The organism is Oryzicola mucosus (assembly GCF_014534685.1).
GTDB lineage: Bacteria > Pseudomonadota > Alphaproteobacteria > Rhizobiales > Rhizobiaceae > Oryzicola > Oryzicola mucosus.
This window is the reverse complement of the sequence record NZ_JACVVX010000003.1, coordinates 18,183-31,113: the sequence shown is the minus strand read 5'-3', so window position 1 is coordinate 31,113 and position 12,931 is coordinate 18,183. Positions and strand designations below refer to the sequence as shown.

Sequence of the window (12,931 nt, the reverse complement as noted above, 5' to 3'; positions counted from 1 at the left end):
TGGGTCAGTGGTCGTTATTGGCGCGGCAGGCTGCCGTCTCGCGGCTACCTGTCATGACCATGCGGTGGGTGAGACTGGCGCAGTCGGGCTGCGCGAGGGGGCACCGGGTGCGGAAGCGGCAGCCGGAGGGTGGATTTCTCGGGCTCGGCACATCGCCCGTCAAAAGCGGAATGGTTTCGATGCGGGCATCCGGATCGACCTTCAACGACGAGGCCAGCAACGCGCGCGTATAAGGGTGTCGGGGCGAAGCAAGCACTTCAGTGGTGCTGCCCGTTTCCATGATGCGGCCGACATACATGACCGCGACACGGTCGGCGAACTGGCCGACCACCGTCAGGTCGTGCGAGATGAACAGGTAGGTCAGATTGTATTCGGCCTGCAAATCCTTGAGCAGGTTGAGGATCTGCGCCTGGACCGACACGTCGAGGGCTGAAGTCGCCTCGTCCAGCACAATCAGTTCCGGCCGCATGGCAAGTGCCCGCGCAATCGCCACCCGCTGTTGCTGTCCGCCGGACAGCTGATGCGGAAATTTGTAAAAGGCGCTCGTGGGCAGCTCGACCTGGGACAACAATTCGCGCACCCGGGCGTCACGCGCGGCTCCGCGCACAATGCCATGAACGTCGAGGCCCTCGCCGATCAGGTCTCCGATCCGCCAGCGAGGGTCGAGCGAGCCCAGCGGATCCTGAAACACCACCTGCACGCGTCGCGCGATTTCGCGCCGGGACATGCCGCCGTCTGCCGTGATGGTGCCTTCGGACACATCCTCAAGGCGCAGCATGGCACGTCCGAGGGTCGACTTTCCGCAACCGGATTCGCCGACCAGAGCCAGCGTTTCACCACGCATCAGGTCGAAACTGACCTGTTCCACCGCCCCGACATGGCCGACGACGCGTTGGAAGAAGCCCCGGCGGATCGGGTAGCGCACCGACACATCGCGCAGCGAAAACAAGGCGCCATCGGGCATTGCGATCTCAGGCGTCATAGGCCGCAAGCTCCTCGGCTCTCAGGCAGCGCAGGATACGGCCGTAGGACGCAGCTTCGAGACGCGGTTCCTCACTGGCGCATTCGGCCACCGCGGCAGGGCAACGCGGATGGAAGCGGCAGCCGGTTGGCATGGTCCCTGCCGAAGGCACCGATCCAGGCAGCGCCTCGATGCGTGCGCCGGGTTGGCCGGTCGGCAAACTTCCCAGCAGCGCCCGCGTATAGGGATGACGCGGGTCGCGGATGATCTCTGTGACGCTTCCGGTCTCGACCACCTCGCCCGCATACATCACAGAGACCCGGTCAGCCATGGCGGCCACCACGCCGAAATCGTGGGTAACGATGATCAGCGCCAGATTGAGCTCGCTCTGCAGTCGGCGGATCAGGTTCAGCACCTGCGCCTGGATCGTCACGTCGAGCGCGGTCGTCGGCTCGTCGGCGATCAGCAGTTCCGGCTCGGAAGCAAGCGCAATGGCAATCATCGCACGCTGCCTCTGCCCGCCGGACAGTTGGTGGGGATAGCGGTCTAGTGCTTCCTCGGGATCGGGCAGGCCGACATGGCGCAGCCATTCCGCGCCCTTGGATCGTAATGCGGTGCCGCCCTTGAGGCCTGTGAGCGACAGCGCCTCGTTGAGCTGTTGCCCAATGGTAAACACCGGGTCGAGCGCCCGCGACGGGTTCTGGAAGATCACCCCGATACGCCGGCCGAAAAGCCCTCGGCGGCGGCGTTCCGTCTCGGGGAGGCGGGAGATTTCCTCACCGTCCAGAACGACGCTGCCGCGGGAAATTGCCCCGCCACGGCCCAGCAGCCCGGTGACGGCAAGAACCGTCACCGACTTGCCCGACCCCGATTCCCCGATCAGTGCAAGCGCTTCGCCGCGCCGTACCGATAAGGAGACGTCCGAGCAGACCTCCATCTCTCCGTACCGCACGGCCAGTGCTTGGACGGCAAGCACCGGTGGCTCGGCAGAGCCTTGACCGTAGGACGGAGCGGACATCGCTGTCATTGGCGTGGCAGAGCCAGGTGTCATTCGCTGACCCACACCTCTGGCAGGCTTGGGAAGCCCTGCGGCAACATCGGGCGCCAGCCGTGAACGCGCGCATGCGCCGGATGGAGAAGCAGCGACGACCAGATCGGCAACGGGTTCTGCACGTTCTTGGCGGTATAGCGCTGGATTTCCCAGATCTTCTGTTGCCGGGCGGCAGGATCGGAGATGCCCTGCTGTTCCTGAATCATGGCCGTCAACTCAGCATCGTCCACGCCCATGTAGTTGCGATTTCCACCCTTGAGGAAGTGGGTGGTGAAATATTCGTCGGCTTCCGAGAACGGGCTCATGACGAGGAATAAACCCTGGTAGGTGCCTTCCTTGGCAAGAGCCTGACCGGCAGCCAGGTCGACCATCTTGAGTTCTGCCTTGACGCCGATCTCGGCCAGATCCTGCTGGATCCATTCGGCTTCGCGGACGAACTCTTCGCCGTAGTTCAAGACGGTCAGCTCAAAGGAGAACCCGTCGGCGAAGCCGGCTTCGGCCAGCAAGGCTTTGGCCTTCTCATGATCGGGCGTGCCATAAAGGGCGATGCGCTCTTCTTCCGGCAAGGTCTGCTTGGACAGGGCCGGGCCGACAACGCCGCCGATGCCGCCGCCACCGCGGACCACGTCGCCCAGCGCCAGCCGGTCTATCGCCAAATTCAGCGCCTGGCGCACGCGCAGATCGGAAAACGGCTTGAACGAAGGGTTCAGGTAGAGTTCCGTCTGCGTGTTCGCGATGGTCTTGATTTCCTGCAGATCGGGAACCTGCTGCTTGATCGCGGCCATCTGCGTCAGGTTGAGCGGTCCGAACCAGATGTCGATCTGACCAGAGCGGAACGCCATGATGCGGGCATTGAGGTCCTTGAGCGGCAGGATTTCGACTTCATCGAGGTAGGGCAACTGCTTGCCATCCGCGCTCTTGCCGAAATAGGTGGGATTTTTCTTGTAGTGGGTCGCGACGCCCGCCTGATTGTCGGTCAGGAGCCACGGACCGGTGCCGATGACGACGCTGTTGCGGTCATAGCCGCCGTCAAAGGCCTCTTTGGGCAGTATCCACATGTTCTGGTGCGCAAGGTTCTGGAGGAGAATCACGTTCGGGCGCTTCAGCTTGATCACGACCGTATGATCGTCGGGCGCAGTGATGGTGTCGACAGTCGCCAGCAGGCCTTTCTGCACGCCGCTTTCGCGGATTGCCGCATAGGTGGCCAGCACATCCGCCGCGGTGAACGCGCGGCCGGAGACGGGAGCCACGTCCTGCCAGACGACACCCTTACGAAGCTTGAACGTGTAGGTCAGGCTGTCTGCGGAAATGTCCCAGCTTTCGGCAAGCGCCGGCTTCGGCACGAACTCGCCATAGTCGATATCCGGGCCGGTAGCCCAATCCACCAGCCGGTTCATCGCCAGGCCCAGCCGCGAGTGGACGGCATATTCCGTGCTTGCCAGCGGATCGAAGTTCGGCGCATCGGCGTGAACGTTGATCGTGACCTTGCCGCCGTATTTTGGTGTCTCCTGCGCATGCGCTGCCGGGGTCAGCATGGCGCTGGCGGCAAGAACGGTCAGTGCCCGTCCGTAAGTCGATAATCCTTCAAACATGTTTCAGTCCTTCGTGGATTCTGTTGCGGTGGTCTTCATGCGTATCGAAAAACTAGACATCAGCGTTGTCGTGGATCGAGCACGTCGCGCAGCGCGTCGCCTATCAGGTTGAGGGCCAAGACACTGATGGTCAGCATCAGGCCGGGAAAGATGATCAGCCACGGCGCCATGCCGATAAAACGAGTGCCGTGCGAGAGCATCGTGCCCAAAGACGGATTTGGCGGCGGGGTACCCACCCCGAGGAAGCTGAGCGCGGCTTCCGTCATGATGGCGATGCCGAATGCGAGGGACCCGATCACCAGCATCGTGGGCATCAGGTTGGGCAAGCCATGGGTCAGCATGATGCGCAGCGGCGAAGAACCGATCACTTTCGATGCCAGGATGAAGTCCTGACCGCGTATCTTCATCATCTCCGAGCGGATGATGCGGACGAAGCGCGGGATCTGGGCGAGCGACACTGCGATGATGACGTTCCGCACCGACGGCCCGAGCATCGCTGCAATGAACAGCGACAGCACCAAAGACGGCAGTGTATCCAGCGCTTCCACGATCCGCTGGATGACCATATCGACCAGTCCGCCGAAATAGCCCGAGATCATGCCGATCATGCCGCCCACGACCATGGTGATCACAACCACGGTCAAACCCACGAACAGCGAGATGCGGGTGCCGTAAAGCACGCGGGAAAACACGTCGCGGCCGATATCGTCTGTGCCGAACCAATGCGCCAGCGACGGCGCTTTGAGCACCGCGCGGCGGTCCTGAAACAGCGGATCGTATTGCGTGATCAGCGGGGCGAACAGTGCCATGACCAGCACGATCGTAAGGATTACCAGAGCGAGGCAGCCGACCTCGTCGCGCAGGAGACCGCGCATGATCGCTATGATCCGGCTGCCGCGGCGCGGCCGTTGCGCTTCGTGTGTTGCGTCCGGTGTCGCAGGTGCCAGGCTCATGACCGCGCCTCCCGGATGCGGGGATCGACGATACCGTAGGAGAGATCGACCAGAAGGTTCACGACGATCGTGATGACGCCATAGGTGAGCACCGCTGCCTGCACGACCGGATAGTCGCGGTTCGCCACCGCCTCGAACAGCATGTTGCCGAGGCCGGGAATGTTGAAAATCTGCTCGATGATCACCGTTCCCGACAGGAGATTGCCGAACTGCGTGCCGAGCAAAGTAATTACCGGGATCAGTGCATTCTTCAGCCCGTGGCCGATATAGAGCCGGGAGGAAGGAACGCCCCTCGCTCGCGCGGCGCGGATGAAATCAGCGCCCGTCACTTCGAGCATCGCGGAGCGGGTCAACCGCGACAGCGCAGCGGCTACGCCCAGCGATAGCGCCACGGCCGGGAAAATGACCTGTTGGAAATTGATCGCCGGATTAACCGAAAAACTGCGATAGGGCAGCGGGATATAATAACCGATCATGGCCAGACCGGTCAGCGTCAGCAGGCCCAGCCAAAGCTGTGGAATGGCCAGGAACACCGTCGAGACGATGCGCAGGATCATGTCGCCGGGTGTTCCGCGCCAAAGTGCTGCCGCCACCCCGGCCCCAATGCCAAGCACGGCGCCGACGATGATCGCGACGATCGAAAGCTGCATCGTCGGCACCAGTGCCGTGGCGATCTGGTTGGCGACCGGCCTTCCCGTCCACAGCGACTTGCCGAGATCGCCTGTTATGACACCGGAAGCCCATTCGGTGAACTGCACCAGCAGCGGCTTATCCAAACCGAGTTGCGCGCGCTTTTGAGCGAGCAGTTCGGGCGTCACTGCGCCGGCCTCGGAAAGCTGCTGGTTGACGATATCGCCGGGCACAAAGCGAAACGACACGAACACCAACACGGAGACGGTGATCAGGACGAGAATGCCCAGGACAGCGCGCCGCAGCGCGAAGGTCAACATGGCCGGAACGTCCCCTGCAGAGGCGCCGCCACTGCATCTGCCATGGGCCGGCCAGCGTCGCAGCGGTCGCCAACACCCGACTCAAGATCCCGAAACGTCAGGCAAAGACGGGCGGCACGCCCCGACACCCTCTGGTTTTCCATCAGATGTTCCCCTCGTCGGCCTTGGCTTCGACCGCCGGGCGAGAGACCCGCGCGGGCAAATCCTTTGGCGAGGTCAGCGCCTGGCGCAGCTTTTCCAACGGATCGTGCTCGCGGACGAGGTGAACCTTGGCCTCCCAGGTCCCCAAATGCTGGCACATGCAATGCTCAGCGGCGGAAGCGTTGCCGGAGGCGAGCGCATCCACAACGGCCACATGCTCCTCATAAGAGAGGCGCGCATCGCCGGGCGTCTGATGGCGCATTGTGAACAATGTCGTCAGCACCGTCAGATCGCGTAGTTTGCTGGCAAGCACCTGGTTGCCCAGGCACTGCGCGAGGCAGACATGAAAATCGCCTAGAAGATAGCTGCGGCGCTCGACATCCTCGCTCTCGATCGCCGCCTTCTGTTCCGCCAGGTGAACCCGCAGCCGAGCCAGGGTCCCTGCATCGAGCGTTTCTTTGCGACGGGCAAACGCCCTCAACAGGCCCGTCTCGATAATCTCACGCGCGTCGTAAAGTTCGCGCGCCATCTCTACGTTCACTTCTGGCAGATACCAACCACGCCGAGGGCTGACGATCACGATGCCCCTAGCTGCGAGATCGACCATGGCTTCGCGTACGATGGTTCGGCTGCATTGGAAGAGTGTTGCCAGTTCCTGCTCGCCCAGACGCGCGCCGGGTTTCAGCTTTTGACTGAGCACCGCGTTGATGATGCGGGTGCTTATGCTGGATGCAACGGCCACACGGTTCCCAATCAATCAATCTTGTATGCAAGATATGAATGCAAGAAATCCTTTCACGTGCAAGCGGTTTCTTTTCCCGAGGAAATCTTTCCTCTTTGGCGAGGCAGCGAGATGTCTTGTTTTTTGGAGTGATCTGGGGTGAATCCGACCCTACCCCGGGAGTGCATCATTCCGCAGGTGCGGCAGGTCGGAACCAAGCAGAATCCGGCTCGTTTCTCATCCACATGTTTGAGGAGAAGTATATGTCGGAAACGAAACACCCCAAGCCACCCCAGCCGGAACAAGAACAGAGCCCACCTGGCTTGACCAGGCTGATGGAGCCGGTGCCCGATCACGGCGAGAAGAGCTACAAGGGCAGCGGGAAACTTGAAGGCAAGGTCGCCCTGATCACCGGAGCGGACTCCGGCATTGGACGGGCGGTGGCAATTGCCTACGCGCGTGAAGGCGCCGACATCCTGCTTTCATATCTCAACGAGGATGAAGACGCCAAGGAAACGGCGAAGTGGGTGGAGGAAGCAGGCCGTCGCGTCGTTGTGATGCCCGGCGACATCAAGTCCGAAAGCCATTGCCAAGCCTTGGTCGATGCGGCCGTTAAACAGTTGGGCGGCCTCGATATTCTCGTCAACAATGCAGCTTTCCAGCGAACTTATGCATCCATTGGCGACATAACGGCAGAAGAATGGGATGAGACGTTCCGAACGAACATCTACGCGCCGTTCTACCTGTCAAAAGCGGCAATTCCGGTCATGAAAGCCGGCGCATCCATCATTAACACCACGTCGATCCAGTCCAGACAGCCATCGTCCCACCTACTGGCCTATGCTTCGACAAAGGGTGCTGTCTCGAACTTCACCGCCGGTCTGGCCGAAATGGTTGCGGACAAGGGAATTCGCGTCAACGCCGTGGCTCCCGGCCCGATCTGGACGCCGCTTATTCCGTCAACGATGCCGCCCGAGAAAACCACTTCGTTCGGAAAGCAAACTTTGATAGGGCGCGCAGGACAGCCTGCCGAACTGGCAGGCGCCTATGTGCTGCTCGCCTCGGAGGCAGGGAGTTACATGACCGGCGCTATTATCCCCGTAACTGGCGGCGAGATCATGATCTAGCCACCTGTCTGCCGGCCGTCACCAAGAAACTCCGGCAGGGAATCGACCGCAGTGATGATACCCCGCAATTCGGCCAAGCCTTTCAGCCGTCCGATCAGCGAATATCCGGGGTTGGTCTTCTTGCCGATGTCGTCGGCAAGAAGGTGGCCATGGTCGGGGCGCATCGGGATAACGGCGTCTGCGCGTCCCCCCGCCGAGCGGCGCAGTTCTTCGCGCCTCAAAGTCACGATCAGGTTGACCATATCGACATCCCCGCCCAGATGTTCGCTCTCGTTGAACGACCGGTCGGGCTCGACGCTGACATTGCGCAAATGGACGAAGTTGATGCGCTCGGCAAACTCCTTCGCCATAGCCGACACGTCGTTATCGAGGCGCGAACCGAGCGAGCCGGCACAAAAGGTCATACCATTGGCGAGCGAGTTGGACGCAGCCAGAATGGCGCGAAAATCCTCAGCGGTGGAGACAACGCGCGGCAGACCGAACAGGGAGAAGGGCGGATCGTCGGGATGGATACCGAGCCGCACGCCAACATCCTCCGCCACTGGCGTGATCTCGCGGATGAACTCCACCAGATTGGCCCGCATCTGCTCGGGACCGACCTCGTCGAACATTGCTATGCGGCGCCGGATACCCTCGCGGTCGTAGCTGTCCTCGCCGCCGGGCAACCCGGCGATGATGTTTTTCTCAAGCGTCGCGATATCGCTTTCGGAAAGCCCGGCGAGACGAGAGTGCGCCTTGTCGAGCAGATCGGCGTCGTAGTTTTCTTCCGCGCCCTTCCGCTCGAGCACGAAGGCGTCGTAGGCGACGAACTCCACCATGTCGAAACGAAGCGCGTAGCCGGTCGTCGGCATCCGGTAGAGCAAATCGGTACGTGTCCAGTCCACCACCGGCATGAAGTTGTAGCAGACCATCGGCACCCCGCCGCGCCCGAGATTGGCAAGACTGGTTTTCCAGCTATCGATATACTGCCGATATGGCCCGCTGCGCAGCTTGATCGAGGTGTGGACCGGAATGGATTCACAGACCGACCAGACCAGTCCAGCCTTTTCGATCATCGCCTTGCGTTCGGCGATATCTTCCGGCGTCCAGGCGCGGCCGTCATAGATATGGTGAAGTGCGGTGACGATGCCGGACGCACCCGCCTGGCGCACATGATCGAGGGTGACCGGGTCTTCGGGTCCGAACCAGCGCCAGCTCTGCAACATCGGGTGTTTCCTTTCTCAGATCAGCGTACGCCGAGGCCGGCGGTCAGCCCACCATCGATGCGATAGTCGGAACCGGTAATGAAGCCGGCCTTGTCGGAGGCGAGGAACGCGATCAGTTCCGCTACCTCTTCGGGCTCGCCGATGCGGCCTATGGGATGGGCCGCGCCGAAGCGTTCGAATACGGCGTCGACATCGGCATCCGGCCCGTCGAACGTGCGGGCGGCAAGCTCGAGGATCGGCGTGCGGACGGAGCCGGGACTGACCGAATTGACACGGATGCGGTCGCCGGCGAAGTCCAGCGCCATGGCCCGCGTCAGCGCATGGATTGCGCCCTTGGAAGCGACATAGGCGGCTACGCCGGCCTGGCAGGCATGGCCCTGAACGCTGGACAGGTTGACGATGGCGCCCCCGCCGCGCTTGCGCATCAGCGGCACGCCATAATGGGCAGTGAGATAGATCGAGCCGACATTGACGGCGAGACAATGGGCGAATGTCGCGGGATCTGTGGTCACAGCGTCGCCATAGGGATGCACCGCCGCCGAATTGACGATGATATCGAGCCCGCCGAAGTGGTCGTTCAGATAGGCCACCGCGGCGGCGACTGTTTCCGGCAAGGTGACATCGGCTTCGCGCACAACGATGGACGGGGCGGCGTCAGCAAGTGCTGCGTTGCCCTTCAGGTCGATGCCCAGCGCCATTACCTGTGCCCCGCCTTTCGCGAGACGCAAGGCGGCCGAGCGTGCGATCCCCGTCGTGCCCGTGACCAGCGCCACCTTGGCTGTGAAATCGGACATTCTCTTCTCCTATGACCGACCGTCGGACTGGCGGATCAGGTCTGCGGCTTTTTCGGCAAGGCAATACGTCGCCGCCACCGTATTGGCCGAGACGATGCTGGGCATGATCGAAGCGTCGACGACGCGCAAGCCCTCGACACCATGGACGCGCATATTTGTCGGGTCGACCACAGCGCGCTCGCCCTGCCCCATGGCGCATGTGCCAACCGGATGAAACAGCGTTCCGACCCTCTCGCGGATGAAGGCATCGAGCGCACCGTCGCTGTCGACATCCGGTCCGGGATCGACCTCGACGTCAAGATGCGGCGCGAACGGTGCCTGCGCCACGATCCGGCGGGCGATGCGGATACCCTCGCGCAGCGGTGCCATAGTGCTGTCGCCACGGAAAAAGTTGTAAATGATCGACGGTTTTTCCTCTGGGTTGGCGCTTTTGAGCGTGACCCGGCCGATGCTGCCGGGCCTGAGTTCGCAGGCATGCATCAGAAAACCGTGGCCAGTGAAGCCGGACGCGGCCTGGGTGTTGGCGCGGCCGGTGCAGAAGAACAGTTGGATGTCCGGACGGTCTGAAGCTGGGTCGGTGGACACGAAGCCGCCGCCTTCGCCGGTGGTCGAGGCGAACAACCCACGCTTGCGGAAAATCCAGTTCAGCACATGGCCCACATTGCGCGGCAAAGCCCGCCAGGAGATGCCATAGGGCGCCGTCGATCTGGCGCGGTATTCGATGGTAACATCGAGGTGATCCTGCAGGTTTTCGCCGACACCGGGCAGATCGGCCACCACCGCGATGCCATGGCGCGCCAGGTCACGGCTGTTTCCTATACCCGACAGCATCAGCAGGTGCGGCGAGGCAAACGCGCCCGCCGACAGGATGATCTCGTGTCCTTCGAGCGTTCCGGCCTCACCGTCGCGCCGATAAGCAATGCCCGTTGCCCGCTTGCCGTCGAACAGCACACGCTCGACCTGGGTTTCCGGCAGGATGGTCAGGTTGGGCCTGTTCCGGATCGGGTCGAGATAGGCGCCCTCAGCAGTGACACGCTCGCCACCTTTTTGCGTGAAGGTGTAAAGCCCAACACCGTTTTGCCGCGCGCCGTTGAAGTCTGGATTGAGCGGATAGCCCGCCTGCTGAGCAGCTTGGAGAAAAACCTCCGCCATAGGATTGACGCTGCGCAGCGGCGCAATGTTCAGCGGACCTTCGGTGCCGTGATAGGCAGGGTCGATCTGCTGTTCGAGAGGTGCATTGCCAAAGCGTATATACGCTGAGGACCCCTTTTCAGCCAGGATTTCAAACCGCTCCAGCCTGCGGAAATAGGGCAGGAGATCGTCATAGCCCCAACCGGGATTGCCGAGGTCGCGCCAGTGGTCGAAATCCTCGCGTTGACCGCGAATGAAGATCTGGCCGTTGACATTGGTCGAGCCGCCGGTGCCCTTGCCGCGCGGCAAGGCGATGGAGCGGCCCTGCAGGCCCGGCTCCGGCTCGGACTCGAACCACGACATGAATTTCGGCCCCCCGAGGAAGGCCAACGCCGGCGCCATGAAGGTGACCATGGCGAGCGGAATGCGAACCAGCGCTTTCTTCGCATTCCGGTCACGTCCCGCCTCGACCAGACAGACGCGGATGGCGGGGTCCGCACTCAGTCGGTTGGCGAGCACGCATCCGGCCGGCCCTGCGCCGACGATGATGTAATCGTAGGCGGCCACGATTCAGATGTCCTGGGTCTGCGGCAGGATGACGAGGTCGCGGATGGTGACGTTGGCAGGCCGCGTCAGCATGAACAGGATGGCGTCGGCAACATCCTCGGAGCGAAGTCCCTCGCGCGCCTCGACCTTCTCGGCGATGGCGGCAGGATCGGAATAGCCCCAGAGTTCGTTGAGCACCACGCCCGGCGCAATGGCGCCGACGCGGATGTTGTGTTTCATCACCTGCCGGCGCAGACCGTGGACGAAGGCCTGGATCGCATGTTTGGACGCCGAATAAACCGGTTCCCATTGGATCGCCTGATGCCCCGCCACGGACGATGTGATCAGCACATGGCCGGACTGGCGCTCAATCATGCCGGGAAGCACCGCCCGGACCAGCCGGAAGACGGAACTGACGTTGACGGAAATCAGTTCGTCCCATGCGTCCGGGTCCCCTTCCGCCACGTCGCCGGGAATGTAGAGCCCGGCATTGGGAACAAGGATATCGATACGGCCAAAACGCTGCGTCACGGCGTCCACGATTTCAGCCACTGAACTGGGGTCGGCGAGGTCGGCGGGAAGCACCAGCACCTCGCCGCCGGCGTGCTGCGCAACGGCCTCGAGCCTCTCAGCGGAGCGCCCGACAAGGGCCAGCTTGACGCCTCGCTCGGCAAGCGCCAGCGACACCGCGCGGCCGATGCCCGAGCTCGCGCCGGTCACAACAGCGACCTTTCCTGACAAATCCTGCCCCACCTGTCCTCCTCCGCTGCAGGATCTGAATGTCCCGCTACTATCAGCCTAAGGATTTTCTCTTCGGCTCGTCAACAAAAAAATTATCTCGCGTAAACTTTTGACTTGGTTAGAACATGAGCGCGGCTGCGCCCACGAGACCGGCATTTTCGCCTAGACCTGCCGGCACGACGGGTACATCGCGGAAGGCTGGCATGGCATTGGCTTCGATGCGTGTGCGGATCGCAGTCACCATCAGGCCGAGGCCATTTGCAACCCCGCCCCCCAGCACGACGACGTCGGGGCTGTAGAGATGCAGCAGGCTGGAAATACCGATACCGAGATAATCGGCTTGCTGGGCGACGAGATCGAGAGCGACGGCCTCCCCCGCCCCGGCTGCGGCAAAAACCGCCGCGGGACCGGCATATCCGCTTCGGGCAGCGATCCGCCTAGCAAAAGCAGTGCCCGAAGCATAGGCCTCCCAGCAGCCGCGCGCGCCGCAAGAGCAGCGCTCCCCGTCAGGCGCGATCACCATATGCCCGACATGGCCCGCCATGCCCTTGCGACCGTGCAACAAGCGACCGTCGGTTACGACGCCGCCCCCGACGCCCGTGCTGACGGTGACATAGACGAGATTATCGTGGCCGCGTCCCGCTCCGAAGCGCCACTCGCCATGGGCGGCGGCAACTCCGTCATTCTCCAGCCTGAGCGGCATGCCGAGCGCCTCGGCGATCATCTCGGCAATGGGGATGTCGATGAACTCGGCAAGCGTCGGCACGCCCAGCGCGTAGCCACGTGTGGTATCGAGCGGGCCCGGGCAGCAGACGCCGGCACCGACCAACTGCTCCTGAGAAACGCCGCTTGTAACAATGGCCACAAGGTCGGCGATTTGCGTGACGACCGCTTGCGGTCCCGCCTGCGCCGCCGTCAATGTCTCGTGGCGGGCATGCAGGGCGCCGCTACGGTCGACCAGTGCCGCCCGCACCCGCGTGCCGCCGATATCGATGCCTATGGCGAGCGGCGCGGCCAT

General features: G+C 62.6%; 12 protein-coding genes. 1 reads left to right on the top strand and 11 read right to left on the bottom strand.

The genetic code is table 11. From position 1 onward, the window contains the following. Positions 1 to 4: 4 nt before the first annotated feature. The 6 genes from ICI42_RS10445 to ICI42_RS10420 all read right to left on the bottom strand — a co-directional run bounded on the left by ICI42_RS10445 (position 5) and on the right by ICI42_RS10420 (position 6,390). Positions 5 to 982: an ABC transporter ATP-binding protein gene (locus ICI42_RS10445; RefSeq protein WP_230980273.1), complete on the bottom strand. Its 978-nt coding sequence runs from the start codon at positions 980 to 982 to the stop codon at positions 5 to 7. After that, a complete protein-coding gene (locus ICI42_RS10440) occupies positions 972 to 2,012 on the bottom strand; it encodes an ABC transporter ATP-binding protein (RefSeq protein WP_210317139.1) in 1,041 nt (346 codons plus the stop codon). The genes ICI42_RS10445 and ICI42_RS10440 overlap by 11 nt, the downstream gene beginning before the upstream one ends. After that, entirely contained in the window at positions 2,009 to 3,604 is a 1,596-nt protein-coding gene (locus tag ICI42_RS10435) for an ABC transporter substrate-binding protein (RefSeq protein ID WP_188164524.1), read from the bottom strand. Before ICI42_RS10435 ends, ICI42_RS10440 begins: the two co-directional genes overlap by 4 nt. Positions 3,605 to 3,663: 59 nt before the next feature. Then, on the bottom strand, positions 3,664 to 4,557 hold the full coding sequence (locus ICI42_RS10430; protein ID WP_188164523.1) for an ABC transporter permease: 894 nt from the start codon (positions 4,555 to 4,557) through the stop codon (positions 3,664 to 3,666). Next, entirely contained in the window at positions 4,554 to 5,507 is a 954-nt protein-coding gene (locus tag ICI42_RS10425; RefSeq protein WP_188164522.1) for an ABC transporter permease, read from the bottom strand. Before ICI42_RS10425 ends, ICI42_RS10430 begins: the two co-directional genes overlap by 4 nt. A 142-nt stretch (positions 5,508 to 5,649) precedes the next feature. Then, complete coding sequence (locus tag ICI42_RS10420) at positions 5,650 to 6,390, bottom strand: GntR family transcriptional regulator (protein ID WP_188164521.1); 741 nt, start codon at positions 6,388 to 6,390, stop codon at positions 5,650 to 5,652. Positions 6,391 to 6,632: 242 nt separating this feature from the next. Here ICI42_RS10420 and ICI42_RS10415 point away from each other — a divergent pair, with 242 nt between their 5' ends. Beyond that, on the top strand, positions 6,633 to 7,496 hold the full coding sequence (locus ICI42_RS10415) for an SDR family oxidoreductase (RefSeq protein WP_188164520.1): 864 nt from the start codon (positions 6,633 to 6,635) through the stop codon (positions 7,494 to 7,496). On the opposite strand, the gene uxuA is transcribed toward ICI42_RS10415, so the two are convergent. The 5 genes from uxuA to ICI42_RS10390 all read right to left on the bottom strand — a co-directional run bounded on the left by uxuA (position 7,493) and on the right by ICI42_RS10390 (position 12,931). Next, positions 7,493 to 8,701, bottom strand: coding sequence for a mannonate dehydratase (gene uxuA, locus ICI42_RS10410; RefSeq protein ID WP_188164519.1), 1,209 nt, complete (start codon positions 8,699 to 8,701; stop codon positions 7,493 to 7,495). The genes ICI42_RS10415 and uxuA overlap by 4 nt on opposite strands. Positions 8,702 to 8,721: 20 nt before the next feature. Continuing rightward, complete coding sequence (locus ICI42_RS10405; protein WP_188164518.1) at positions 8,722 to 9,495, bottom strand: SDR family NAD(P)-dependent oxidoreductase; 774 nt, start codon at positions 9,493 to 9,495, stop codon at positions 8,722 to 8,724. Between the two features lie 9 nt (positions 9,496 to 9,504). Then, positions 9,505 to 11,193 (bottom strand): GMC family oxidoreductase, encoded by a 1,689-nt coding sequence (locus ICI42_RS24115; RefSeq protein ID WP_188164517.1) that lies wholly within the window; start codon positions 11,191 to 11,193, stop codon positions 9,505 to 9,507. A 3-nt stretch (positions 11,194 to 11,196) separates the two neighbouring features. After that, on the bottom strand, positions 11,197 to 11,925 hold the full coding sequence (locus ICI42_RS10395; RefSeq protein ID WP_188164516.1) for an SDR family oxidoreductase: 729 nt from the start codon (positions 11,923 to 11,925) through the stop codon (positions 11,197 to 11,199). A 106-nt stretch (positions 11,926 to 12,031) separates the two neighbouring features. Further along, positions 12,032 to 12,931 carry an ROK family protein gene (locus ICI42_RS10390; protein ID WP_188164515.1) on the bottom strand — a complete coding sequence of 300 codons (900 nt, stop codon included), beginning with the start codon at positions 12,929 to 12,931 and terminating at the stop codon, positions 12,032 to 12,034.